27 protein-coding genes are annotated in these 23,932 nt (G+C 41.8%); 13 read left to right on the plus strand and 14 right to left on the minus strand.

Annotated features, from left to right (window positions below; genetic code table 11):
* The 10 genes from VIK44_RS08450 to VIK44_RS08495 all read left to right on the plus strand — a co-directional run.
* The coding region (locus tag VIK44_RS08450; RefSeq protein ID WP_331553431.1) for a hypothetical protein at positions 1–415 on the plus strand (415 nt) is incomplete at its 5' end.
* Positions 416–575: 160 nt separating this feature from the next.
* Positions 576–1,097, plus strand: coding sequence for a hypothetical protein (locus tag VIK44_RS08455; protein ID WP_331553432.1), 522 nt, complete (start codon positions 576–578; stop codon positions 1,095–1,097).
* A 154-nt stretch (positions 1,098–1,251) separates the two neighbouring features.
* Complete coding sequence (locus tag VIK44_RS08460) at positions 1,252–1,542, plus strand: metalloregulator ArsR/SmtB family transcription factor (protein WP_331553433.1); 291 nt, start codon at positions 1,252–1,254, stop codon at positions 1,540–1,542.
* Positions 1,539–4,037 carry an FAD-dependent oxidoreductase gene (locus VIK44_RS08465; protein WP_331553434.1) on the plus strand — a complete coding sequence of 833 codons (2,499 nt, stop codon included), beginning with the start codon at positions 1,539–1,541 and terminating at the stop codon, positions 4,035–4,037. The genes VIK44_RS08460 and VIK44_RS08465 overlap by 4 nt, the downstream gene beginning before the upstream one ends.
* A 188-nt stretch (positions 4,038–4,225) precedes the next feature.
* Positions 4,226–4,639, plus strand: a complete 414-nt coding sequence (locus VIK44_RS08470; RefSeq protein WP_331553435.1) for a Fur family transcriptional regulator — start codon at positions 4,226–4,228, stop codon at positions 4,637–4,639.
* A gap of 126 nt (positions 4,640–4,765) precedes the next feature.
* Positions 4,766–6,649, plus strand: a complete 1,884-nt coding sequence (gene cooS, locus VIK44_RS08475) for an anaerobic carbon-monoxide dehydrogenase catalytic subunit (RefSeq protein WP_331553436.1) — start codon at positions 4,766–4,768, stop codon at positions 6,647–6,649.
* Positions 6,650–6,660: 11 nt separating this feature from the next.
* Positions 6,661–7,110, plus strand: coding sequence for a 4Fe-4S dicluster domain-containing protein (locus VIK44_RS08480; protein ID WP_331553437.1), 450 nt, complete (start codon positions 6,661–6,663; stop codon positions 7,108–7,110).
* Positions 7,107–8,339 carry an NAD(P)/FAD-dependent oxidoreductase gene (locus tag VIK44_RS08485; RefSeq protein ID WP_331553439.1) on the plus strand — a complete coding sequence of 411 codons (1,233 nt, stop codon included), beginning with the start codon at positions 7,107–7,109 and terminating at the stop codon, positions 8,337–8,339. The genes VIK44_RS08480 and VIK44_RS08485 overlap by 4 nt, the downstream gene beginning before the upstream one ends.
* 378 nt (positions 8,340–8,717) lie before the next feature.
* Positions 8,718–9,206 (plus strand): peptidylprolyl isomerase, encoded by a 489-nt coding sequence (locus VIK44_RS08490; protein WP_331553440.1) that lies wholly within the window; start codon positions 8,718–8,720, stop codon positions 9,204–9,206.
* 62 nt (positions 9,207–9,268) lie between these two features.
* Positions 9,269–10,018, plus strand: coding sequence for a zinc ribbon domain-containing protein (locus tag VIK44_RS08495; protein WP_331553441.1), 750 nt, complete (start codon positions 9,269–9,271; stop codon positions 10,016–10,018).
* Between the two features lie 42 nt (positions 10,019–10,060).
* Here VIK44_RS08495 and VIK44_RS08500 read toward each other — a convergent pair whose 3' ends face one another.
* The 14 genes from VIK44_RS08500 to VIK44_RS08565 all read right to left on the minus strand — a co-directional run bounded on the left by VIK44_RS08500 (position 10,061) and on the right by VIK44_RS08565 (position 22,005).
* Positions 10,061–10,858: an acetyl-CoA carboxylase carboxyltransferase subunit alpha gene (locus VIK44_RS08500; RefSeq protein WP_331553442.1), complete on the minus strand. Its 798-nt coding sequence runs from the start codon at positions 10,856–10,858 to the stop codon at positions 10,061–10,063.
* Positions 10,845–11,729 carry an acetyl-CoA carboxylase, carboxyltransferase subunit beta gene (gene accD / locus VIK44_RS08505; RefSeq protein WP_414637068.1) on the minus strand — a complete coding sequence of 295 codons (885 nt, stop codon included), beginning with the start codon at positions 11,727–11,729 and terminating at the stop codon, positions 10,845–10,847. Before accD ends, VIK44_RS08500 begins: the two co-directional genes overlap by 14 nt.
* Before the next feature lie 17 nt (positions 11,730–11,746).
* Complete coding sequence (accC, locus tag VIK44_RS08510; protein WP_331553444.1) at positions 11,747–13,099, minus strand: acetyl-CoA carboxylase biotin carboxylase subunit; 1,353 nt, start codon at positions 13,097–13,099, stop codon at positions 11,747–11,749.
* Positions 13,100–13,111: 12 nt separating this feature from the next.
* Positions 13,112–13,528 (minus strand): 3-hydroxyacyl-ACP dehydratase FabZ, encoded by a 417-nt coding sequence (gene fabZ, locus VIK44_RS08515; protein WP_331553445.1) that lies wholly within the window; start codon positions 13,526–13,528, stop codon positions 13,112–13,114.
* Positions 13,525–14,007 carry an acetyl-CoA carboxylase biotin carboxyl carrier protein gene (accB, locus tag VIK44_RS08520; protein WP_331553446.1) on the minus strand — a complete coding sequence of 161 codons (483 nt, stop codon included), beginning with the start codon at positions 14,005–14,007 and terminating at the stop codon, positions 13,525–13,527. The genes fabZ and accB overlap by 4 nt, the downstream gene beginning before the upstream one ends.
* Positions 14,008–14,009: 2 nt before the next feature.
* Positions 14,010–15,260: a beta-ketoacyl-ACP synthase II gene (fabF, locus tag VIK44_RS08525; protein WP_331553447.1), complete on the minus strand. Its 1,251-nt coding sequence runs from the start codon at positions 15,258–15,260 to the stop codon at positions 14,010–14,012.
* Positions 15,261–15,269: 9 nt separating this feature from the next.
* Positions 15,270–16,010, minus strand: a complete 741-nt coding sequence (fabG, locus tag VIK44_RS08530; RefSeq protein WP_333783803.1) for a 3-oxoacyl-[acyl-carrier-protein] reductase — start codon at positions 16,008–16,010, stop codon at positions 15,270–15,272.
* Positions 16,004–16,945: an ACP S-malonyltransferase gene (locus tag VIK44_RS08535; RefSeq protein WP_331553450.1), complete on the minus strand. Its 942-nt coding sequence runs from the start codon at positions 16,943–16,945 to the stop codon at positions 16,004–16,006. The genes fabG and VIK44_RS08535 overlap by 7 nt, the downstream gene beginning before the upstream one ends.
* Entirely contained in the window at positions 16,933–17,880 is a 948-nt protein-coding gene (locus tag VIK44_RS08540) for a nitronate monooxygenase (RefSeq protein WP_331553451.1), read from the minus strand. Before VIK44_RS08540 ends, VIK44_RS08535 begins: the two co-directional genes overlap by 13 nt.
* Positions 17,881–17,890: 10 nt before the next feature.
* Complete coding sequence (locus VIK44_RS08545) at positions 17,891–18,112, minus strand: phosphopantetheine-binding protein (RefSeq protein ID WP_331553452.1); 222 nt, start codon at positions 18,110–18,112, stop codon at positions 17,891–17,893.
* 259 nt (positions 18,113–18,371) lie between these two features.
* Entirely contained in the window at positions 18,372–19,340 is a 969-nt protein-coding gene (locus tag VIK44_RS08550) for a beta-ketoacyl-ACP synthase III (protein ID WP_331553453.1), read from the minus strand.
* 29 nt (positions 19,341–19,369) lie between these two features.
* Positions 19,370–19,840 carry a MarR family winged helix-turn-helix transcriptional regulator gene (locus VIK44_RS08555; RefSeq protein ID WP_331553454.1) on the minus strand — a complete coding sequence of 157 codons (471 nt, stop codon included), beginning with the start codon at positions 19,838–19,840 and terminating at the stop codon, positions 19,370–19,372.
* 109 nt (positions 19,841–19,949) lie between these two features.
* Positions 19,950–21,014 (minus strand): nitronate monooxygenase family protein, encoded by a 1,065-nt coding sequence (locus VIK44_RS08560; protein ID WP_331553455.1) that lies wholly within the window; start codon positions 21,012–21,014, stop codon positions 19,950–19,952.
* A gap of 76 nt (positions 21,015–21,090) precedes the next feature.
* Positions 21,091–22,005: a DMT family transporter gene (locus VIK44_RS08565; RefSeq protein WP_331553456.1), complete on the minus strand. Its 915-nt coding sequence runs from the start codon at positions 22,003–22,005 to the stop codon at positions 21,091–21,093.
* Between the two features lie 130 nt (positions 22,006–22,135).
* Between VIK44_RS08565 and VIK44_RS08570 the strand changes: the two genes are divergently transcribed.
* The 3 genes from VIK44_RS08570 to VIK44_RS08580 all read left to right on the plus strand — a co-directional run bounded on the left by VIK44_RS08570 (position 22,136) and on the right by VIK44_RS08580 (position 23,925).
* On the plus strand, positions 22,136–22,843 hold the full coding sequence (locus tag VIK44_RS08570; protein ID WP_331553458.1) for a histidine phosphatase family protein: 708 nt from the start codon (positions 22,136–22,138) through the stop codon (positions 22,841–22,843).
* Positions 22,844–22,871: 28 nt separating this feature from the next.
* The gene (gene ybeY, locus VIK44_RS08575) at positions 22,872–23,339 is read left to right on the plus strand and encodes an rRNA maturation RNase YbeY (RefSeq protein WP_331553459.1); all 468 of its coding nucleotides are present in this window, start codon (positions 22,872–22,874) and stop codon (positions 23,337–23,339) included.
* A 151-nt stretch (positions 23,340–23,490) separates the two neighbouring features.
* Complete coding sequence (locus VIK44_RS08580) at positions 23,491–23,925, plus strand: diacylglycerol kinase family protein (protein WP_331553460.1); 435 nt, start codon at positions 23,491–23,493, stop codon at positions 23,923–23,925.
* The last annotated feature ends 7 nt before the right edge of the window (positions 23,926–23,932 follow it).

Here is a 23,932-nt window from a genome sequence, read left to right on the forward strand (position 1 = left end):
AGAACCGACAGTCATCTCCACTGGTTATTACGCATCACCCATGCTTCCGGAAAATATTGAAGATGATCTTCTCCAGCGAATTATTGAATTAGATGAAAAGTCTGCAAAAAAATTAGAAAAAATCAGTGAGGCCCAGGGAGAGAAAATTAGTTTAAAGGATCGACTGGTTACAAAATTCGATGAATTAGTGTATGACGAAACCCCTAATGAGCATAGGCTCACCCGGGATGAAATGAAGCGTCAAAAACTTTTTAATCGATTGTCTCAGCTGGCAAGGGATGATGGGTTTGATATTTCCACTGATGACCTATTATTTTATATTGGAAAAGCGGTATTAGTTGTAATTAAAGAACATCCCGAGTATAATGAAACTCAGATATTAGAAATTATTTTAAAATCTTTCAAAGAGGAATGAAGAAAATCTTAATTTGATACTTGAGGAGGATGCGTTCGGATAATATAATCAATTTTTTGGTATAAAAGAGTAATGAGCAGGAGCGATCCTTTGGCTGACATTTCTCTCCATGCAGCCAATATTTTATGGAGAGTGTATTAAAAAATGAAGGAGAAAAGCCATGGCACTTAGTGAAGTAAAACGATTTATAAAACATATTGAAAAAAATCGGAAACTGCATGATTCTTATAATGTAGAGTTAACGGATGAAACTCGGTGGGGCCTTTATACTGAACCTACTGTAATTTCAACCGGTTATTATGCATCCCCAATGCTTCCGGAAAAGCTTCAGGAAGACCTTCTCCAACGGATTATTGAATTGGATGAAAAGTCCGCCAGGAAATTAGAAAAATTTTATACGACACCGGAAGAGCAACAAACTTTAAAGGATCGAATGATTAAAAAATATGATGACGTAAGGCTTAACAATCAAACCCCAAAAGAGGTTGTTCTGACCCGTGATGAAATAAAACGTCAAAAACTTTTCAGCCGATTATCTGAGCTGGCGAGAGCTGATGGATTTGATATTTCTACGGATGATCTTTTATATTATATCGGAAAGGCAGTTATGGTTGTTATTAAAGAGCATCCTGATTACACTGAATCCAGCGTTTTTGATGCCGTTTTAGGTCAATTTAAATAAATAGTAAAAGTAAAAGTAAACAGAAGATCATAATCAATCTAAAATTTTGATTATGATCTTTTTTTAATTTTGTTAAAAATTGTCTTGACATATTAGAGTATTATAATATAATGATATTATAATTAACTAAGTGAAGTTGATTGGAGAAGATCATATGGAAATGATAAAAGAAGATTATGAAGAACCTGCTGAGATACTAAAAGCTCTTGGACACCCGGTAAGACTTTGTATTGTCAGGGGACTACTGTCAAAGGGACGGTGTAATGTATCTTATATGGAAGAATGTTTAAACGTTTCCCAATCGGGGATTTCCCAGCACTTGTCAAAGTTGAAAAATGCCGGGATTGTAAAAGGCTTTCGCGCTGGAAATGAAGTCTACTACGAAGTGACATCAGAAAGTGCAAAAAAAATAATCAATACACTATTCAAGGAGGAAGAAAAATGAAAAAGATATTAATTGTTGGAGGCGTTGCCGGCGGTGCTACTGCGGCTGCTCGTTTAAGAAGGCTCAGTGAAGAAGATGAAATCATATTATTTGAACGGGATGAGTATATATCCTTTGCAAATTGCGGTTTACCTTATTATATAGGTGACGTCATAAAAGATCGCCAGAAATTATTGGTTCAAACAGTTGAAGGCATGTCTAAGCGCTTTAATTTGGATATTCGGAATTTCAGCGAAGTAATTGCCATTGATCCGAAAAAGAAATCAGTTGAGGTTAAAAACCACAAAACAGGGGAGACCTATACCGAAACTTTTGATAAACTGATTTTATCTCCCGGAGCAAAACCAATTGCCCCTCCGATTCCAGGACTGGCTGAAGCTGAAAATGTATTAACCCTGAGAAATATTCCGGATACGGATAAAATTAAAGCCATTGTGGCCAATAAAAAACCACAACGTGCGGTTGTCATCGGCGGCGGCTTTATCGGCATTGAAATGGCTGAAAATTTCCAGGAGTTAGGACTCAATGTAACCGTTGTTGAAAAAATGGATCAGGTATTAAAACCATTGGATTTTGAAATGGCCCAGCTCATTCATCAGGAAATCAATGCCAATTGCGTTAATTTAATCCTTAGTGATGGGGTGGATCATTTCCAAAATCAGGGCAAGGAAGTTGTCCTTGAAAGCGGGATGATCCTTGAATCTGATTTAACCATTCTAGCCATAGGGGTTATTCCTGAAAATGGACTTGCTAAAAAAGCAGATCTTAAATGCGGACCACGAGGGCATATTGTGACAAGCCCTGATTATGAAGTAATGGACGGCAAAACCGGAAAAATTTATTCGGACATCTTTGCAATTGGAGATGCCATTGAAGTCATGGATTTTGTTGATAAAACCCAAACAGCCATTCCTTTGGCTTGGCCTGCTAATCGTCAGGGGCGGGTTGTTGCCGATGTTATTAATGGAGTAACCACTAAAAATAAAGGCATACAAGGCACAGCCGTTGCAAAGGTCTTTAATAAAGTCGTAGCTACAACCGGCAATAATGCTGCTCAGCTTGAAAAGAAAGGATTGGACTATCAGATTGTTCTCGCTCATCGTGCCAATCACGCTGGTTATTATCCTAACTCAAGTAACATCGCTTTAAAACTCTTGTATGATCCAAAAACCCTTCGGATTTTAGGAGCCCAGGCAGTTGGCCAGGATGGAACAGAAAAACGTATTGATGTTATTGCCTCGGCTATGAAAATGGATGCCACGGTTTTAGATTTACAGGATTTTGAACTCTGTTACGCGCCGCCTTTTTCCTCTGCCAAGGACCCAGTCAATATTTTAGGCTATATCGCCTCTAACATTGAAGAAGAAGTATACAAAACTGTTGAGTGGTTTGAAATAGATGAAATAGTTGAAAAAGGCGGATTCTTACTGGATGTACGTACTCCCATGGAAAACAGTGCCGGTGCCATTAAAGGGGCGGTTAATATTGAACTGGATACCCTTCGGGATCGCATTAATGACATCCCTTTTTCTAAAGATACCCCGATTTATGTGACCTGTCAGGTAGGCCAGAGAGCCTATTTAGGCATTCGTATTCTGAAGGGCAATGGCTTTACCAATGTCTATAATTTGTCCGGTGGATATAGCACCTATAAAACTGCCCATTATAAAATTGCCAAGCCCGATTTTCAAGTTGGGGTGTGTGTTGCTGAAAAGAGTGTCATTGAAGATGATGATGTTGATAAAGGCGGCAACGCCATTGTTATTAAAAAAAAAGTTGATGTAACAGGACTCCAATGTCCCGGCCCGTTAATGGCAACCTATGAAGCCATTAAATCAGTTAAAGCTGGGGATCTGGTTCAAATTATTGCAACAGACTTTGGATTTGTCAGTGACATTAAAAACTGGTGCGAAACCAATGGTCATACCTTACTATCCCAGGACACTGAAGGAAAAAAATATATTTCAGTGATTCGCAAAGGTGATATTGGAACAGGCTGTAATTTAGTTCCAGCAGTGTCAACCCAACAAAATGCTACCTTAGTGGTTTTCAGCGGAGAGCTTGACAAGGTTCTGGCATCCATGATCATTGCCCAGGGTGCTGCTGCCCATGGTAAGAACGTCACCCTTTTCTTTACCTTCTGGGGACTTAACGCCTTACGTAAAAAAGACGGAAAAGGCCGGGATAAAACGTTTATCGAAAAAATATTTGGTGCCATGATGCCTAAGGGTGCAAATAAAATGCCCCTTTCATCCATGAATATGTTAGGCATGGGATCTGCTATGATTAAGGGAATCATGAAAAAGAAAAATGTCGATGATATTGACACGATGATTGCCAAAACTCAAAAGGTAGGGGTTCGATTCATTGCATGCACCATGAGTATGGATCTTATGGGGATAAAGGAAGAAGAACTCATTGACGGAATCGAATACGCAGGGGTGGGTTCTTATATTTCCAGCAATGAAAATGCCGGAACAACCTTGTTTGTATAAATTCAAGTCTATCCGAAAGCTAACAAAGCCCTTATTTAAATGACCATTCATAACTGTGGTTATTCCAAACTCAGACAGCAAAAATTTAATTTTTGCTGTCTGAGTTTTTTTACGGATGGCTATTGACAAATAATGATTCCAAGATTATAATGATTATAGTAAATTTGTTATAGGAGTGATTCTAAATTATGAAAAATGAAAAAATTACATTATGCACAGAAATGATCCGTCATGCTGGGCTTAAAGCAACACCGCAACGAATCAGTGTATTAAAAGTTCTTTCTGAACTGAAGTCCCACCCGAGTGCAGAAATGCTCATGGAAGAATTAGAAACCCAGGGACATGTTATGTCTGTTGGAACCATCTATAATATCCTGGAAACATTCTCTCAAAAAGGTTTGATTCTAAAACTTAAGGATAATCAGGAAGTCATGCGATTTGATGGAAATACCGATTTTCATGTTCATGTCTATAATAAAACAAATGATGACATCCTTGATTACTTTGATTCGAATCTTGAAGTGATTCTAAAAGATTATTTTGAAGGGAATCTTCCAGAAGGCCTTTCGATTAATCGTATGGATGTATCCCTGTATGCCTAAGATTTAAATAAATCATTTTATAGTATTCTCATTCTTCCAGGAAAATTGCTATTCTCTGGGCTTTATTTTCATGCAAAAAATCACACTTATTCTAAATTTATAATTCAATTCAATGGAGGTTATCATATGAATTCAAATTTTAGCTGTAAAACCTGTGCAAGTGCTGATACAAAACTGGAAACCTTTATCTCAAACCTGGACGTGGAAACATCCCATCATCGTGTCGAAGGCCAACGTGTTAAATGCGGTTTTGGCCTCCAGGGACTTTGTTGTCGCCTGTGTTCAAACGGTCCCTGCCGTATTACTCCGAACGGTCCAAAAGGGATCTGCGGCGCAACGGCTGATACGATTGTCGCCCGGAATTTTCTTAGAGCGGTTGCGGCAGGTTCTGGTTGTTATATTCATGTTGTTGAAAATACAGCCCTTATGTTAAAGAAAACGGCTGAAAGCAAAGGTCTTCTCAAAGGCAAGCGTGCACTGGCCAAGCTTGCAAAAATATTTGGAATCGATGAAACTGACGAACATATCTGTGCCGCAAAAATCGCAGACGCCGTTTTGGCGGATTTGTATAAACCGGATTATGTAAAAATGGAATTGGTAGAAAAAATGGCCTATAAACCGCGTTTTGACCGATGGAAGGAATTAAACATTCTCCCGGGTGGTGCAAAATCAGAAGTTTTTGCCGGTACCGTAAAAAGCTCGACCAATCTTAGCTCAGATCCTGTTGATATGTATCTGCATTGCCTGAAACTTGGTATATCCACCGGTCTTTACGGACTAACACTGACAAACCTTCTTAATGATGTTTTGTTGGGAGAACCGGCAATTCGATTAGCACCGGTAGGGCTAAGAGTGATCAATCCGGATTATATTAACATTATGATCACCGGACACCAACATTCCATATTTGCCTATTTACAGGACCGACTCATTGAGGCGGACGTAATCGCCAAAGCAAATGCCCTGGGAGCAAAAGGCTTTAAACTGGTGGGTTGTACCTGTGTTGGTCAGGATCTCCAGTTACGTGGTGCCCATTATACCGAAATCTTTGATGGCCATGCCGGAAACAACTTTACCAGCGAAGCCGTTTTAGCCACCGGAGCCATTGATGCGGTTCTTTCAGAATTCAACTGCACCTTACCAGGCATTGAGCCCATTTGCGACGAATTAAAAATCAAACAGATCTGTCTGGATGATGTGGCCAAAAAAGCCAATGCTGAGCTCAAACCGTTTATCTTTGAAGAAAGAGAAGCCCAAAGCGAAGAAATTATTGATTTGATTCTCGATTCTTATAAAGAACGACGAGGGATTATTCCTTTAAATTTGCAACCGGATCATGGAAATTCCGATACCCTTACCGGAGTAAGCGAAGGCTCATTAAAAGATTTTTTAGGTGGAACATGGAAACCGCTCATTGATTTAATCGTTAGCGGAGATATTAAAGGCATTGCCGGGGTTGTTGGATGTTCCAGTCTTACTGCCGGCGGCCATGATATGCTGACCGTCGATCTTGTTAAAGAACTGATTGCCAAAGATATTTTAGTATTATCTGCCGGTTGCTCATCTGGAGGACTTGAAAATGTTGGGTTAATGTCACCTTCAGCAGCGTCCCTTGCCGGACCTAAGCTTCGCGCTGTTTGTGAATCATTAGGAATTCCACCGGTTCTTAACTTCGGACCTTGCCTGGCCATCGGTCGTTTGGAATTAGTGGCTACTGAGCTTGCAGAAGCCATTGGCATCGATATTCCCCAATTACCGCTGGTACTGTCCGCACCCCAATGGCTGGAAGAACAGGCATTAGCGGATGGCGCCTTTGGTTTAGCTCTTGGTTTGCCGCTTCATTTAGGACTCCCACCCTTTGTTACCGGAAGCCCGGTTGCCATTCAGGTATTTACAAAAGATATGCTGGATCTTACCGGTGGGCAATTAATTATTGATGACAATGCAAAATCTGCAGCTGAAACATTAAATGGAATTATTGAAGAAAAACGTAAAGGCTTAAACATCTGAGGAGGTGTATTATGAAACGAATCATGATTGATCGTGAAAAATGCGATGGGTGTTTAAACTGTAATGTTGCTTGTATGAGTGCCCATCAGGAAGGCAGTAATTTTTATACTGTTAATCTCCAGGCCCCGGAAAGCGAAACCCGTAATTTCATAAAATTTGATGCGAAAACAGGCTACACGCCTGTTTTCTGCCGACATTGTGATAGCCCGGAATGTGTGATGTCCTGTATGAGTGGTGCTTTGGAAAAAGATCCCATTACCGGACATGTGAAGTATGATGAAGAGCAATGTGCCGGCTGCTTCATGTGCGTGATGAACTGCCCTTATGGCGTATTAAAGCCAGATAATAAAACCCGAACAAAGATTATCAGATGTGACTTCTGTGAAGATAAAGCCGATGGACCAAGCTGTGTGGCCGCCTGTCCTAAGGAAGCTATTATGGTAAGGGAGGTATCATTATGAAAATTGTTATTATCGGAGCCAGTGCTGCCGGTATTTCCGCAGCAAAAACCCTAAAAGTCATGGATCCTAACACAGAAGTGGTCATTATTTCAAAAGACGACACGATTCATTCCCGGTGTATGCTCCATAAATATCTGGGCCATGAACGGGATGCCCAGGGGATCAGCTTTGTGCCCCAGGACTTTTGTGAAGCAAACAATATCACCTGGATGAAAAATACCAGGGTTATCGGTGTTGACCCTCAGAAGAAAATCCTTAAAACCCGGCATCATCAGGAAATTACCTATGATAAGCTTCTGATTACCACCGGTGCCGCTTACTTTATTCCACCGGTTCCCGGAATGCGGGAAGCTCATAATGCATTTGGCTTCAGAGATCTCAGTGATGCGAAACTAATCGACAACGCCAGTAAAAATTCAAAAAACGCCATTGTTGTCGGTGCCGGATTGGTTGGCATGGACGCCGCCTTTGCTCTTCTTGAACTGGGCTTGAATGTAACCGTTATCGAAATGGCGGACACAGTTTTGGGTCTGCAGCTTGATCCCAAAGCAGCCGGGGAGTACCAGAAGATTTTTGAAGGTGCCGGGGCAAAATTCCTTTTATCTGAAAAAGTGGACTCTGTTGAATTGGACAATCATCAAAACGCGACATCGGTTCACCTGGCCAGTGGAAAAATCGTTCCCTGTGACTTTATCATTGTTGCTGCCGGAGTTCGACCGAGCTATGATTTCCTTGAAGGCTCAGGCATTGCTGCCAACCGTGGAATCACGGTAGGTGATGATATGCGAACCAATATTGATGATGTGTATGCAGCAGGGGATGTTCTCGGCATATCCGGTATCTGGCCAAACGCCATGAACCAGGGGAAAATTGCAGCCACCAATATGCTTGGAGGAAGCGCGGTATACAAAGATCGCTATGCCCTTAAAAACACTGCCAGTTTTTATGGCCTCAACACGTTATCGCTGGGAAATGTTAACCCGGCAGATGAAGTGAACTGCGAAATTATTAAAAGAGAAGATAAAAACAATTACCAGAAAATCGTGAGTAATGATGGGTTGATCCTCGGGGTTATTTTCCAGGGTGACATTGGAAATACCGGGTTTTGGCAATACCTGATCAAAAATAAAATCGATGTCTCCGATATTGACAAACCCATTTTTGATTTAAGTTATGCAGATTTTTATGGGATTGATCAGGATAGCGGAGAATATTGCTACACCTTATAAAAAACAAGCCCTTTTCAAAGCACTTTGTATGTTTATGTTCGTAGGGGCGAGGGTCTGACCCCTTAGTCATTATCAATCGTCTGAAACGTCAGTTTGAAAACAAACGCTCATGCTAAATATAAACGTTGGTTTTCCCATTGCGTTTCGGGCGGGTACTACCCGCCCCATGTAAAATCAACTTTATGTGTCCGGATGACTGTTATTAATTGATGCGCATTGAGCCGGCAAACTCAGGCACAGCAAAGATAACCGGCCATCCGGACATTTTTAATTGCCGAACTAATCTTAAAACCGCTGTTTTCTTCTTTTCATTTAATACAATTTAGTGTATAGTAGTGCGTATGGTGAAATAAATAAATGAAAATTTTGGAGGAACTTATGTTAGAAAAAAAACCAATTGTAAAAATTGAAATGGAAAATGGTCAAACTATTCAAATTGAACTTTACCCTGAAATTGCCCCGATTACCGTGGCAAACTTTTTAAAGCTTGTCGGTGAAGGCTTTTATGATGGATTAAAATTCCATCGCGTGATTCCCGGTTTTATGATCCAGGGAGGATGTCCTTTAGGCACCGGCACCGGTGGACCAGGACATAATATTAAAGGAGAATTCTCTGGAAATAAAATTGCCAATGATTTAAAACATGAACGTGGCGTGATTTCCATGGCCCGTTCGGGACAACCGGATTCAGCAGGATCTCAATTTTTTATTATGGTAGCGGACGCATCCTTCCTGGATGGCCAATATGCAGGCTTTGGAAAAGTCACCGAAGGCTTAGAAACCGCAGATGCCATTGTTGCAGTTGATCGAGATTCATCAGATAAGCCAAAAACGGATCAAGTCATTAAAAAAATAACAGTGCTTTAAAAATTTTCTTTTGAAATAAGTCTTATCTTATGTTAGAATAAAATAAAAAGGATGTGAGCGAAATGGCAAAATATTGTCCTGAATGTAATATTGAGGTTGGTGACGATGACAAAGTTTGCGGTACTTGCGGGTATGTATTAGAGAAAAAGACGAATGCGGATCAGGTCTTTTCTGGGGGAGCCTTTAAAGAAGAAAATGTATCTAAAGACTTTGTTTCCAAAGGATACATTTCTGATGAAAGTGTTTCTGATGAAAGCTCATCAAAAGAAATCGTTGCTGATGAAATCATAGCCGATGGAATCGTTGATGAAGAAAAATATTCCAGAAAATCGGCAACTGATGAAATCTATACCGGGGGAGACTTCAAAGAAGAAAACACTTCTAAAGAATTTGCTTCCAAAGGAATCCCTGCTGATGAAGCCGGTTCTGATGAAGCCTACGCCAGAGAAATCGTTGCAGATGAAATCATCGCTAATGGAATCGTTGATGAAGAAGTACCGGTTACCAGCACACGTTCTGGTAATGTGACACCCCAAAAACAGCCTGTCAACGAAAAAGCTCCCATTAGAGCTGAAAACACTGCTAAGGTCCTTTCATTAGGTGATTGGATGATTACCCTGCTGCTTTTATTTATCCCAATAGTAAACATTGTAATGCTTATTATTTGGAGTGTGGATTCAAACACCAATGAAAATAAAAAGCATTTTGCCTGGGCCTATTTAATATATATGGCCATAGGACTTGTTGTAGGTATTATTTTTTCAAGTATTTTAGTTTCTATCATTTTAGCTTCCATAGGTTCTATGTATTAATAAGAACAAAAAAGAACTGTCCTAAAAAGACAGTTCTTTTTTTTATTCTGATATTTCTTTTTCCTCAAAGGCTCCAAACTTTCGAAAGCGTTCATAACGCAATTCAGGGAGTTTATCTTTTGGCATTTTCTTTCTTTTTTTAAAGGCTTTATATAAGTTGATTTTTAATTCGTGATAAACCAATTTAAAGTCCCGATGGGTTTCGGAAATAATTTTATCGATGACTTCCAATTCCAGTAAATCCTGGGCTGTTAATTTAAGACAATTTGCAGCTTCTTTTGTTTTAGAAGGATCTTTCCATAGAATGCTGGCACAGCCTTCCGGTGAAATAACCGAGTAAATCGCATTTTCAAGCATCCATACTTCATCTGCGACCCCAAGTGCTAAGGCGCCGCCACTGCCGCCTTCACCAATGATAATGGAAACAATCGGAACCTTAAGTGCCATCATTTCCATGAGATTTTGAGCAATGGCATGCCCCTGACCACGTTCTTCGGCACCAATCCCACAGAAAGCGCCGGAAGTATCAATGAGACAAACAATGGGACGATTGAATTTCTCTGCCAGCTTCATTTGCCTGAGCGCTTTTCGATAACCTTCCGGATGGGAAGAACCGAAATTGCGTTTAACCCGGGATTTTGTAGTTTTCCCGCGCTCCAGGGCAATAATGGTCACCGGCATATCCAGGAGAAACCCCAGGCCGGTAATCATTGCAGGGTCATCCCCAAAGCAGCGATCTCCGTGAAATTCGATGAAATTGGTGAACAGATTCTCAATATAGTCAAGCCCGGTGGCACGTGTTTTTTTTCGAGCCAGGGCAACCCGTTTATAAGCTTCCATGTGTTACACCAACCTTTGGTGCCAAGTGGAGGGCTAGTAAGTTATTAAGCATTTCTTTGTGAAGGTTTCGGGGGACTATCCTATCAACGAACCCTTTTTCAAGCAAAAACTCTGATTTTTGGAAACCCCTGGGAAGTCTCTGACGAATGGTCTGTTCAATAACTCGTGGCCCTGCAAAAGCAATCAGTGCTTCCGGCTCGGCTAAAATAATATCCGCCTCCATTGCAAAACTGGCAGTCACGCCGCCGGTGGTCGGGTCGGTGAGAACAGCAATGTAAAGATTGCCGGCATCGCTGTGGCGTTTAACCCCGCCACTGGTTTTAGCCATTTGCATCAGAGCAAGGATCCCTTCCTGCATGCGGGCACCTCCGGATACGGTAAATCCAAGAACGGGAAGGCTGTTTTTTGTGGCATACTCAAAAAGCCGTGTTATCTTTTCACCAACCACCTGACCCATGCTACCCATCATAAAGGATGATTCCATGACAAAAATACAAACGTTATATTCACTAGTTTGGCATACTCCGGTGATGACCCCTTCCTTTTCATGACTGAAAAGGGTGGCCTGCTCAAGTTTTTCAGCATATCCCGGAAAATCCAGGCGATTCACTGAGGTGCTATTCTGGTCATGCTCAACAAAGGTGCCGGGATCACAAATCATATTAAGTCGTTGTCTGGCATTAATACGGAAATGAAAACCGCATTTTGAACAGATATGGTAATTTTTTTCCAAATCCGTTGTAAAAATCATATTCTTACAGGAAGGACAACTCTGACATAATTCCTGGGGAATGGCAGGATTTGGTTTTCTTTTAAAACGACTGCTGGTTTCTAATTCGTTTTTAGGTTTTTTAAAAAGAACTTTATTCATCATTTAAAACTGCCTTTCTACTCCGATAAGGTTTCGTCAAATGCGACTTCCATAAAATCAGTGTAATAGTCCCCTTTAACAAAGAGTTCATTGCTTAAAATGTCCAATTGGACCTGGCTGGTATGTTCAATCCCCTCGATCACCAGTTCACACAGAGCTGCTTTCATTTTCCTTATAGACAGTTCCCGTGTTTTAGAATGAACAATGAGTTTTCCAACCAATGAATCATAGTAGGGGGGAATGGTATAGCCCTGATATAACAGGGTATCAAATCGAACCCATGGTCCGCCGGGAACGTGAAGAAAGTTAATCGTTCCACAGTTCGGTCTGAAATTGTGAAGAGGATCTTCAGCGTTAATACGACATTCAATGGCATGTCCTCTTATTTGAATATCCTCTTGGCTAAAGGTTAACGGCAGGCCGTCGGCAATTCGAATTTGCCACTTGACAATGTCATAACCGGTCACCATTTCGGTAATAGGGTGTTCAACCTGTAAACGGGTATTCATTTCCATAAAATAATAATTGCCTTCGGTATCCAGTAGAAACTCAATGGTTCCGGCATTTTCATAACCGATGAATTTTGCTGCCTTAATGGAAACGGCCATCATTGATTGCCTTATTTCATCGGTAATTGAAGTGGCGGGGCTTTCTTCCAAAAGCTTTTGATTTTTGCGTTGAATAGAACATTCTCTTTCCCCAAGGGCAACAACATTATCATGGTGGTCGCAGAGAAGCTGTATTTCAATATGTTTTACCCGGGTTAAAAATTTTTCCAGGTATACCGCTCCATCATTAAAAGCATTTTGGGCTTCCTGACTGGCTAACTGAAATTCATTAATGAAATCTTCGGATTTATTCACCCGACGGATGCCTTTACCGCCACCGCCGGAACGGGCCTTTACAAGTAAGGGATAGCCAATGGCATCCGCTCTTTTTTGGGCTTCCCTGGGATCGTCGATAATATCGGTACCGGGAACAATGGGAACGCCTGCGGCTTCCATGGAGGAGCGAGCCTGGTCTTTATCACCCATTTTTTCAATGATTTCCCAGGAAGGTCCAATAAATGCAATTTCACATTGGGTGCATAATTTAGCAAACTTAGGACTTTCGGAAAGAAGACCATATCCCGGGTGAATGGCTTCGGCTCCGGTGAGAACCGCTGCTGATAAAATAGCGGAAATATTTAAATAACTGTCGGTTGCCGGGGCCGGACCAATACAAATACTCTCATCGGCTAAACTCACATGAAGACTCTCAGCGTCTGCTTCAGAGAAAACGGCCACAGTAGCGATACCCATTTCTTTACATGCCCGGATAATCCGTAGGGCAATTTCACCACGATTGGCAATTAGTATTTTTGAAAACAAAATGATTCCTCCTTAGTCCATCAGTGCAAATGAAAATTCCCCAACAACGGCAACTTTGCCATTCACTGAGCCTGAACCTTTTGCAAAATAAAAGGGTGGTTTCGACTTAGTAATGCTGCAGGTAATTTCAATGGTGTCTCCCGGAAACACCTTTTCTCTAAATTTCACCTTATTTAAACCGGTAAAATACGGGGTTTTATGGTTGCCATCCGCTGCAATTAACAGAACACAACAGGTTTGGGCCATAATTTCACAGAGAATCACCCCTGGAACCACAGGGTTTCCAGGGAAGTGTCCCTGAAGAAAAAATTCGTCACCTTTAACGGTATAACGTCCATGAGCGGTGGATTCATCAATTTTTTCAGCCTCATCAATGAGGAGCATTGGCTCCCGATGGGGCAGTATTTTTTTTAGTTCGTCACGTTTCATTGTTGTTTACCTTCTTTTATGCGATAAAGAACCTGGCCATATTCTACAACCTGACCATTTTCCACACATACTTCCATAATTATTCCGGAACTTTCAGCGGAAATTTCATTCATGAGTTTCATGGCTTCAATAATACAAAGCGTATCTCCTTCTGAAAAGCTTTGGCCAACCGAAATATAAGCCTCGCCTTCAGGGTTGTTGCTTTGATAATAAACACCAACCATCGGCGATTTGATTTCGGTTAAGCTTGAATCCAATACTGTTTCCAAAGCCTTTATTTCTTCAGCCGGTACGGAATGGATCAACTGCTGGATAGGGGTTTCATGAAAAGAAGGTCTTTCAGGAAAATGTGCTTCACTGGACTGAACTTCTCGTTTAATTTTAATTTTCAGGTTCCCCTGCTCAATATCAAGGCTTGTTAATTTTTCCGCTGACATTATTTTTGCTAAATCATTGAGGGTTTTTGTGGTTAATTCCATGGCTAAACCCCTGTATATTTTCTAAAAGCCAGACAACCATTATGCCCACCGAATCCCAATGAAACCGAAAGAGCCAAATCACTTTGAATCTCTCTTTTGACATTAGGAACATAGTCAAGATCACAGTCCGGGTCAGGTTCACTGTATCCGATGGTAGGAGGAACAACCCCGTCCCTTAAGGCCAGAACCGAGGCAATGGCTTCCACTGCACCGGCTGCTCCAAGCATATGTCCGGTCATGGATTTTGTAGAGCTGACCAGGGTTCTGGTAATATTATCTCCCAAAGCTTTTTTAATGGCCAGGGTTTCTGACTTATCATTCAGTGGGGTACTGGTACCATGGGCATTAATATAAATTTGAGAATCTTCCAGGATTACACCCAGTTCCTGGGCTTCAGCCAGGGCCTGGGAAATGGCACGAGCGCCGCCAATGGCTTCAGGATGAGGTGCTGTAATATGATAGGCATCACAGGTATTACCATAACCAACAACTTCAGCGTAGATTTTCGCTCCGCGTTTAAGGGCCGTTTCCAAATCTTCAAGAATCAGTGCTCCGGCGCCTTCACCCATAACAAAACCGTTTCGGCGTTTATCAAAGGGAATACATGCCTGGCTTGGATCCGTGGTGGTGGTTAGGGCCATGCAATTGGTGAATCCCGCAACAGCTAAGGGGGTGATACTGCCTTCAGTACCGCCCGCAATAATTGCGTCGGCGTAACCATGTTTAATAACGCGGTAAGCCTCGCCAATGGAATTGGTACCCGTGGCACAGGCGGTAGTCACTGATACACAAGGTCCCTGGGCATTAAATCGTATGGCTACGGTCCCAGCGGCAATGTTTGAAATCATCATTGGTATAAAATGTGGAGAGATGCGACTAGGACCTTTTGTGGCCATTTTTGCGCATTCAGTTTCCAAGGTATGAATACCGCCAATTCCGGAACCCATATAAACGCCAAGTCGGGTAGGGTCAATATGATCCTGAATACCGCTGTCTGCCATTGCCTGAATAGCTGCTCCCAGGGCGTACTGGGTAAATATATCAGTTTTTCTGACTTCATTTTTCTTGATATAATCCAGAGGGTCAAAATCAAGAACCTCTCCTGCAACTTTTACTTTCAAATCAGCGGTATCGAATTTTTTAATTAAATCGATGCCGCATTTTCCATTGACTAAACTTTCCCAAAAGGTGTCGACGTTACTTCCCACGGGGGAAACAACACCACATCCTGTTATAACTACTCTTCGATTCATATGCTTCTCCTAAATATAAAGACCGCCATCAACTTTAATGACTTCTCCAGTAATATATCCTGCCAGTTCACTGCTTAAATAAACACAGAGATTTGCAATATCCTCTGCTTGCCCAAAACGCTTTAAAGGAATTAACTTTAGTATTTCTTCTTTAATTTCCGGTTTTAATTTTTTTGTCATATCCGTATCAATAAAACCCGGGGCTATGGCATTACAAGTTACCTGGCGAAGTGCCATTTCTTTGGCAGTGGATTTTGTCAGACCAATGAGACCGGCCTTTGCCGCTGCATAATTGCATTGTCCAATATTGCCCATCAGGCCGGATACTGAGGAAATGTTAATGATACGCCCTTGCCGTTTTTTCAAAAAGAGGGTGCCGGCATGTTTGGTCATGTTAAAGGCGCCTTTTAAATTCGTCGCAATAACGGTATCAAAATCTTCTTCTTTCATAGCGATTAAAAGTTTATCCGCTGTGATTCCGGCATTATTCACAAGAATCTGAAAGCTCCCAAAATCATTGACCACTTGGGTCACCAGGGCTTTGGTTGCTGCAAAATCTGATACATCACATTGATAAATCTTACAGTCAACACCCATGGCACTGATTTCCTTTTGGGTATCTAGGGCACTTTGTTCGCTGCCACGGTAAACAATGGCGATGTTGGCATGAGCTTCAGCCATTTTAAGTGCAATGGCACGTCCAATACCTTTAGCGCTGCCGGTGATTAATGCTGTTTTTCCTGTTAACATTCTAAAGACCATTCCTTTCCAGCCTTTTGTTTTTCATAGTAATCAAGAATGAGATTATCACTATGAAAACTTTTGGTTTTGCTGTTCATTTTTTTTAAAAATCCACCCAGTGTTTTTCCCGGGCCCACCTCAATAAATGTGGTAAAGCCATCATCCATCATCTGATGAATGGTTTTTTCCCATAACACCGGATGGTTGATCTGGTGAAGAATAGCTGATTTAATCTCATCGGGTGATTCCGAATAGGGAAGTGCAGTCGCATTTCCATACAGAGGAATTAATCCCTTTGAAAAAGATAAACAATTCAATGCGGGTTCTAATTGTTTGGATGCTTCCTCCATATAAGGGGAGTGGAATCCGCCGGATAAGCCCAAAGGCAAACCACGACCACCAGAAGCCTTAACCCGGGCAACAAAATCCTTGAGATCCTTGTTTAAAAGAGCAACCACCAGTTGCCCCGGGCAATTATAATTCACAGGATAGCACTGCGTAAATTCCTGACATAATTCTTCAACAACTTCGTTTTCAAGTTTTAATACTGCCACCATGGTGGCATCTGCGGTTTGTGTCGCCATTTCCATGGCCTGACCCCGGGCGGTAACAAGAGCAAGACCATCTTCAACGGTTGAAATCTCTGCGGCTACAAGGCCTGTGATTTCACCCAGTGAAAAACCTGCCACCCCTTTTGGGGTTAAACCCATTTCTTTTAAAGTTACCAGAGCAGCACATTCCACAGTAAAAATACAGGGCTGAGTGTTGACGGTCTGGTTGAGAATTTCAGCCGGGCCATCAAAGCATTGGGCTTTTGTTCCCGGACGAAGAGCCTCTATATTTTCAAAAAGTGCCCGTCCAGAGGAACTGGTATCGTAAATTAATTTCCCCATACCAACAGAATGGGCCCCCTGACCGGGAAAAAGAAAAGCTATTTTATCCATTGAGTTCCTCCGGTTAAGGCTATTTCTGTTTCTTTAACTAATTTTATAATAATTTCATTGACACTTGCTTTTTCATGAATCAGTCCGGCAATTTGTCCGGACATAAAACAACCTTTTTGGGAGTCACCTTCCTGGGCGGCAATGCGAAGTGCACCTCGGCCAAACTCTTCAAGGGTTTCATTAAGGGTTGAAGGATCATTTTCTGCTTTGATAAAATCTTTGGCAAAGGTCGTTTTAAGGCAACGTACCGGATGACCCAGGGATCTTCCGGTGAGAGTGGTATCAATATCTTTGGCTTTAATGATTTTATCTTTATAATTTTCATGGACATTGGTTTCATGGGCCACCAGGAATCGGGTTCCCAATTGGACACCGACAGCGCCTAGCATAAAAGCTGCTGCAATACCGCGGCCATCACCAATACCACCGGCGGCAATCACCGGAATGGACACGACATCACAAACCTGGGGAACCAGAGGCATGGTGGCTAATTCGCCAACATGTCCACCGGATTCACCGCCTTCGGCAATCACCGCTGTTGCTCCGGCACGCTCGGAATATCGTGCCAGTCCTGAAGAGGGAACCACCGGAATGACCTTGATGCCTGCATCAATCCAGAGTTTCATGAATTTCCCGGGATTTCCGGCGCCGGTAGTAACCACCGGCACCTTTTCATCGATGAGAACCTGGGCTATTTTATCCACATGGGGATTCATGAGCATGACATTTACGCCAAAGGGTTTAGAAGTCAGACTTTTGCATTTCTGTATTTCTAAACGCAGCCAGTTTTCATCGGCGTTCATTGAAGAGATAATCCCTAAACCACCCGCATTGGATACGGCAGCAGCAAGCTGGGCATCGGATATCCATGCCATTCCTCCTTGAAGAATGGGAAATTCAATGTCTAACAGATCGCAAAGTGGTGTCTTTATCATTACGATACACCTATGCGATTGCTTTTTCGATAAGTCCTACAACATCGCCGATGGTTTTTAATGACCCATCCATTTCAATGCTCGTATCAAAAGCTTCTTCAATTTCCATGACCAATTCAACGGTATCAAGTGAATCTAATTCAAGACCTTCAAAGCTTGATTCCATGGTTACTTCCAGTTCAGGTTCATCCTTGTAATTACGTAAAATTTCAACAACTTTTTCAAATACCATGTGTTTAATCCTCCTAAGATTATAAATTATTTTTGATTTATTTATTTTATGGTTGCATGTGTGCACAACCGTTGTTCCTGATCTAGTGTTAGTCAAAGAGCATGTCTGGTTTAATCAATGACCGTAGGGGCGTGTATTACACGCCTGCAGACGTTTGTTTTATGACTCGACGTTTACAGGCGAATACTATTCGCCCCTACGAACCGAAACAAAATTAAACCAATGAACACATCTGGTTTTAATGATTGATATTAAAACGCTAAGCTTGCTTTGACCATTTTAGCACACAGGCCCCGGTTGTCAAACCACCGCCAAAGGCGGTTAAGGCAATCAGCATGCCTGGTTTTAACTGTCCCTGACGATTAAGATCGTCCAGCACCAGTGGAACACTTGCTGCAGAGGTATTCCCCTGATTTTTTACCCGCAGCACAAACTTGTTCATGGGAAGCTTAAGACGTTTTGCCGCACTTTCAATGATTCTGAGATTGGCCTGGTGGGGGATAATGAAGTCTAAATCTTCCAGTGCAATACCAGCATCCCGGGTAACTCGTCTGAGGTCATTGCAAATGGCAGCAACAGCAAAACGATACACTTCAGCACCATCCATGTTCAAATAGGGAAGGGGTAAATCTTTTTCAATGAGTCCCGGATGGTTTCCCTTTGGCCAGGGAATGCACAGGGCATGCTGATTACCAACCGCGGTGAGATGAATAGACTGTAGATCTGTTCCAGCGGTTACCACTGCAGCACCTGCACCATCACCGAAAAGTACGGCAGTGGATCGATCCTTCCAATCAATGAATTTTGACATAGCATCCACAGCAATGATCAAAATTTTCATATTCCTGTCACGGCTAAGATAAGCGTCAGCTAAGTCCAAACCGTAAATAAACCCGGTACATGCTGCACTAATGTCAAAACTGGGACAGGTTGCCTCGAGTTTTTCTTGAACAAGGCAGGCCAGGGAAGGTGTAACGGTGTCTCCGCCAAGGGTAGGACAGATAATTAAGTCCAAGTCCTTTGGTTCGATGCCTGCATTTTCAAGGGCATTAATCGAAGCGGTAAGGGCAATGTCCAAAATAGATTCCTCAATACAAATATGTCGGGATTCGATACCTGTTCTTGATAGAATCCAATCATGGGATGTATCGAGAAATGCAGTTAGGTCTGAATTGGTCTGGATTGTTTTTGGCAAGGCAGACCCTGTTCCAATAAGTGAAAAGGACATTTGTTCCTCCAAGGATCAGGATAATAAAGTTATTTTTTTGTACTTGATATCCCTGATAATTTTTTTTTGAAAAAGCCATTAAGTTTTTCCATGCCATGAATCAACACTTCTTTTTCATGGTTTGTCATTTCTTTTGAAATTTCTTTCACCATTTTATTATGAAAGTATTGATGAATTCTATCAATGCGTTGTCCTTTGTCAGTAAGCCTGACAATAACCATTCGCCCGTCAGTATTGCTTTTTTCCTTCTTTACATAATTTTTCTTTACTAATTTATTAATTGCAATAGTAACTGAAGGAAGGGTGATGTTTAAACTTCTGGCAAGATCGCTAATGGTTTTCCCATCATTTTTATTTTTTCCCACAGACTCAATAAGATGCATTTCGTTAATCGATAAATCAATATTTGTTGAATGTTTCAACAGATCTTCTTCAACATTTAAAATATTATTATAAGTATCGATGAGAATTTCATTGAGTTGGGAAGAAAAAGGATCCACAGACACACCTCCATTTAATTAGATTGTCTAACTAATTATAATGTTAAAAAAAATATTGTCAAGAAATCGCAATAAATGTCAGTGCCATTTAAGGGTTTTTTAATTAATATTAATAATCCAGCAGCTTATTCATCAAAGCCTCAACCGTGGTGATTTCATTAATTTTATAGGCATTGGCTCCTGAAAAGACATAGCCATTTTCAAAATCTCCCCATTTTCCGGCAATGAGGGCAGAGGCAATGCAATAAGGCGTTGTTTTAAAATTACAGGATTTGATACAGTTACTTGGACAACTCCGGGGTTTTCGCAAACCCGCCGAAACTTCTTCTAAAAACGGCGTATGAATGGCCCGACCGGGCAATCCTGCGGGGCTGACAATGATTTCAATATCCGATTTTTTCGCATTAATGATAGCTTCTTTAAAAGCCGGTGAAGCATCGCATTCCTCGGTCGTAACAAAAAGAGAGCCTATCTGAACGGCATCGGCACCTGCTTCAAGGGTTTCCCGGACTTCGGCAGCGGTGGTAATACCGCCTCCTGCAATCAAAGGAATTTTTCGTCCCGCTAAATCTTCATAGGGTTTTATTTCTTCAAGCACGCCGGGAATAAGACCAGGCAGCGGTTGTTCGGCTAATCTTTCCGGCGTCAGATCTTCGAGTTTAAATCCAAGATGTCCGCCAGCCAAAGGTCCTTCCAGTACAAGGGCATCCGGGACTCTTTTATAATGTCGCCACCAGTGTTTTAGAATCAGCTTGGCCACCCGTTTTGAAGAAATAATCGGGGCTATTTTAATCGCGGAGTTTCGCGTTAATTCTGGCAGGGTCAGAGGCAGTCCGGCACCTGCAAAAATAATATCCACCCCCACTTGGATGGCATCCTTAACGAGTTGTTCATATTCAGTCAAGGCGACCATGATATTTAGTCCAATAGGACGGTTGCCTGATATTTCTTTGGCACGTTTAAAGTGATACTCCAGCGCCTGTTTGTTGGCAAGCTTGGGATTTTCCTTGTAATTCGGGAAATCACTGCCCATTTCGACACTTGAAAGGACGCCAAGACCCCCATTTTTAGATACATTCCCAGCAAGGTTTGAAAGGGAAATACCAATGCCCATACCACCTTGTACAATGGGCTTTGAAAATTCCATATCTCCAATTTTAAATTGATTTTTCAAAAATAAACCTCCTTTTCTTTTTATCTTTCGATTGAAGAAATCATAGCATAAAAAACATTGAAAAGTAAAGAAAAAGCTAACGCTCGGATATTTTTTCAGGTTTTTTTTGTTTATTCTTAAGAAATGACCACTTGGTTTCGGCGGTTAAAATTCCCATGAAAATAACAAAACAGCCGATAAACATAATGGAAGTAAAATTGTCTCCCAGGATAATAATGGCGAGGATGCTTCCAAAAACTGACTCCAGGCTCAGGATAATAGCGGCATGGGTTGAGCTGGTATATTTTTGAGCGACAGTTTGTCCGAGAAAAGCCAAAAACGTACAAAATACGCCAAGATAAATGGCATTGGCAAGGCCGGTACCAGGAATATTCAAAGTGAATTCTCCAGCGAAAATCACATAAACCAGGGATAAAACAGCAGCAAAAGAGAGCTGAATCACCGTCAGGGCAATGGGATCATAATCCCTGGTAAAAATGCCAACCGAAACGATATGACAGGCAAACAGAAAGGCACACAGAATCGTCAGTGAATCCCCGATTTGAAAGGAAAAATTGGTTGAGAAATCAATGGTGAGCAGGGAAATCCCTAACAGCATAATAAATGCGGCAATGAAATTGTATCGGTCCGGCTGGTGCTTTTTAACCGCCCAGTAGATAAAGGGAACCATAATGACGTTTGTTCCCGTCAGAAAGGCCTGTTTTCCAGCTAACATATATTGCAAACCGATCATTTGCGCGGCAAATGCAGTAAAGAGAAAAAAGCCAATTACACATCCGGCTTTAAGGGTTTCTTTTGAAATTTTTCTTAAATGTTTTCTGAAGATAATCCCGGAGAGGAGCGCGGCAATGGTAAAACGCATGGCCATGAGCATCATCGGTGTCATCGAATCAAGGGCATTTTTTGAAGCGACAAAACCGCTGCCCCAAACAAAGGCAACGGCTACCAGCCCAAGATCCGCATAAAAACATTGTTTTTTCGTTTTTTCCATGGTGAATCCCTTTCTTAAAATGAATACTGTTATTATATACAAAAGATTAAGGATTCGTCAAAAATATTTTGGTGTCCCAAGGGTAAATAGGTTATAATAGTGTATAATAAAAAGTTAGGAATGGAAAAAAATGAAACTTGTATTAGTCAGACACGTTGAGACCTTTGGGAATGTAGAGCATCGCCTGAATGGTCACACCGAATCAGAATATACCAACCGGGGCGAAGCCATGAAGGAAATCCTGGTTAAAGAACTCATTGATTTAAATGAAAAATTCAACTTTAGTAAAATCTTTGCCAGTCCCACCTCACGGGCCTTTAAAATTGCCAGGGATGTGGGAGCAGGCATTGGCAAAGAAGTGCAGGCCGACCGCCGACTCCGGGAATTTAACTTTGGTATTTTCGAAGGAAAAACCCGGGAAGAATGCATTGAAATCAGCCCGGGGCCATGGGAACTGTGGATGTCTGATTACCTTGATTATATGGTGCCTCAGGGACAGAGCCAACGGGATTATCATACCCTCTGCGCTGAATTTATAGCAGAACTTGAATCCGATGATACGGTGCTCATGGTGGCCCATGGGGGAACCATTCACGGCATGATCACCAACCTGCTGGAGCTGCCCATTGACAGCAAATGGCATTTTGACATAAAACTGGGAAGCGTCACCGTTGTTGACTACAACAATGGTTTCGGCATGCTCTCCGGGATGACAACCCCACCCTATGATGAGCTGATCCCGGATAAATCACCATTAACGGATGCCATTAAATCCGAGATGAGAGCAGAAGCGAGAACAGAAGCCCAGGCCAAGGCGGCAAAGAGACGAAAGACATGAAATTGACGAAAACCAGAGAGGAAATAATATGCTCGTAGTAGCTTATGACAATCGCAGTGAGTTTGAAATAGAAGACGCCATGCTGGAAGAAATTGAAGATGCCATGGTTCGTACCCTGCTCCACCAGGAAATCGGAGTAGAATGTGAAATCAGCTTCTCATTTGTAGAGCCTGCAGAAATGCAGTCATTGAATGCCGAATACCGGGGGATTAATGAGGCCACCGATGTGTTATCTTTTCCCATGTACGATCATTTAATTGATAATCTTGAATCAGTGCTTGAGGAAAATCAATGTTTGCCGTTACTCATCGGGGATGTTGTCATCAATACCCAACAGGCAAAATGTCAGGCAGACGAATATGGGAACTCCCTATGTCGTGAACTCTGTTACCTCTCAGTTCATAGCGTTCTTCACCTTTTAGGTTATGACCACATGGAAGACGAAGAAAAGTCAGATATGCGGATCATTGAAAAAGACCTGATGGGCGACGATTAAAAGTGCGTAGGGGCGATTATTAATCGCCCGTTAATGTTCTATTAAACGCCAACGTTTTGCTGGCGGGTACTACCCGCCCCTACGGTATAAAATTAATGTTTGTTTCAAAATCGTAGGGGCGATTATCAATCGCCTGTTAACGTTTGATAAAATGACCAACATTTTGCAGGCGTGTACTGCACGCCCATACAGACTGACACCATCAAATCAGGAGGTGGGAAAAATCAGAAGAAAATTAACAAAAAGTTTTTCTTTTGCCATTGCCGGTGTAAAATACACCCTTAAAACCCAACCTAATATGCGAGTCCATTTAGGCTTGGCTTTTATCGCCATCATGGCTGGAATTGTTTTTCGAATTTCGTCCAGTGATTGGCTGGCACTGGTGATTGTGATCTCCTTTGTCTTTATTTTGGAACTCATCAATACAGCCATTGAAACCCTGGTGGATCTTTATACCATTGAATATCACCATTTGGCCAAAGTCGCCAAAGACACTGCTGCAGGAGCTGTTATGGTCGCCGCAGGGATGTCTGTTTGTGTAGGACTTATTATCTTTTTACCAAAAATAATCAATTGGTTTGTGTAACCAAAGA

Origin of the sequence: Acetobacterium sp. (genome assembly GCF_036508315.1) — a bacterium.
Taxonomy (GTDB): domain Bacteria; phylum Bacillota; class Clostridia; order Eubacteriales; family Eubacteriaceae; genus Acetobacterium.

What these genes read in the sequence shown, in the direction of transcription:
- VIK44_RS08535 (WP_331553450.1), bottom strand. Translation starts at nt 16,945, where the DNA reads ATGGATAAAATAGCTTTTCTTTTTCCCGGTCAGGGGGCCCATTCTGTT.
- VIK44_RS08470 (WP_331553435.1), top strand. Translation starts at nt 4,226, where the DNA reads ATGAAAAATGAAAAAATTACATTATGCACAGAAATGATCCGTCATGCT.
- VIK44_RS08465 (WP_331553434.1), top strand. Translation starts at nt 1,539, where the DNA reads ATGAAAAAGATATTAATTGTTGGAGGCGTTGCCGGCGGTGCTACTGCG.
- VIK44_RS08545 (WP_331553452.1), bottom strand. Translation starts at nt 18,112, where the DNA reads ATGGTATTTGAAAAAGTTGTTGAAATTTTACGTAATTACAAGGATGAA.
- VIK44_RS08480 (WP_331553437.1), top strand. Translation starts at nt 6,661, where the DNA reads ATGAAACGAATCATGATTGATCGTGAAAAATGCGATGGGTGTTTAAAC.
- VIK44_RS08495 (WP_331553441.1), top strand. Translation starts at nt 9,269, where the DNA reads ATGGCAAAATATTGTCCTGAATGTAATATTGAGGTTGGTGACGATGAC.
- VIK44_RS08485 (WP_331553439.1), top strand. Translation starts at nt 7,107, where the DNA reads ATGAAAATTGTTATTATCGGAGCCAGTGCTGCCGGTATTTCCGCAGCA.
- VIK44_RS08550 (WP_331553453.1), bottom strand. Translation starts at nt 19,340, where the DNA reads ATGTCCTTTTCACTTATTGGAACAGGGTCTGCCTTGCCAAAAACAATC.
- fabZ (WP_331553445.1), bottom strand. Translation starts at nt 13,528, where the DNA reads ATGAAACGTGACGAACTAAAAAAAATACTGCCCCATCGGGAGCCAATG.
- VIK44_RS08565 (WP_331553456.1), bottom strand. Translation starts at nt 22,005, where the DNA reads ATGGAAAAAACGAAAAAACAATGTTTTTATGCGGATCTTGGGCTGGTA.
- accD (WP_414637068.1), bottom strand. Translation starts at nt 11,729, where the DNA reads ATGAATAAAGTTCTTTTTAAAAAACCTAAAAACGAATTAGAAACCAGC.
- cooS (WP_331553436.1), top strand. Translation starts at nt 4,766, where the DNA reads ATGAATTCAAATTTTAGCTGTAAAACCTGTGCAAGTGCTGATACAAAA.
- accB (WP_331553446.1), bottom strand. Translation starts at nt 14,007, where the DNA reads ATGGAATTAACCACAAAAACCCTCAATGATTTAGCAAAAATAATGTCA.
- fabG (WP_333783803.1), bottom strand. Translation starts at nt 16,010, where the DNA reads ATGTTAACAGGAAAAACAGCATTAATCACCGGCAGCGCTAAAGGTATT.
- VIK44_RS08540 (WP_331553451.1), bottom strand. Translation starts at nt 17,880, where the DNA reads ATGATAAAGACACCACTTTGCGATCTGTTAGACATTGAATTTCCCATT.
- VIK44_RS08490 (WP_331553440.1), top strand. Translation starts at nt 8,718, where the DNA reads ATGTTAGAAAAAAAACCAATTGTAAAAATTGAAATGGAAAATGGTCAA.
- VIK44_RS08455 (WP_331553432.1), top strand. Translation starts at nt 576, where the DNA reads ATGGCACTTAGTGAAGTAAAACGATTTATAAAACATATTGAAAAAAAT.
- VIK44_RS08570 (WP_331553458.1), top strand. Translation starts at nt 22,136, where the DNA reads ATGAAACTTGTATTAGTCAGACACGTTGAGACCTTTGGGAATGTAGAG.
- ybeY (WP_331553459.1), top strand. Translation starts at nt 22,872, where the DNA reads ATGCTCGTAGTAGCTTATGACAATCGCAGTGAGTTTGAAATAGAAGAC.
- VIK44_RS08500 (WP_331553442.1), bottom strand. Translation starts at nt 10,858, where the DNA reads ATGGAAGCTTATAAACGGGTTGCCCTGGCTCGAAAAAAAACACGTGCC.
- VIK44_RS08460 (WP_331553433.1), top strand. Translation starts at nt 1,252, where the DNA reads ATGGAAATGATAAAAGAAGATTATGAAGAACCTGCTGAGATACTAAAA.
- VIK44_RS08580 (WP_331553460.1), top strand. Translation starts at nt 23,491, where the DNA reads ATGACCAACATTTTGCAGGCGTGTACTGCACGCCCATACAGACTGACA.
- fabF (WP_331553447.1), bottom strand. Translation starts at nt 15,260, where the DNA reads ATGAATCGAAGAGTAGTTATAACAGGATGTGGTGTTGTTTCCCCCGTG.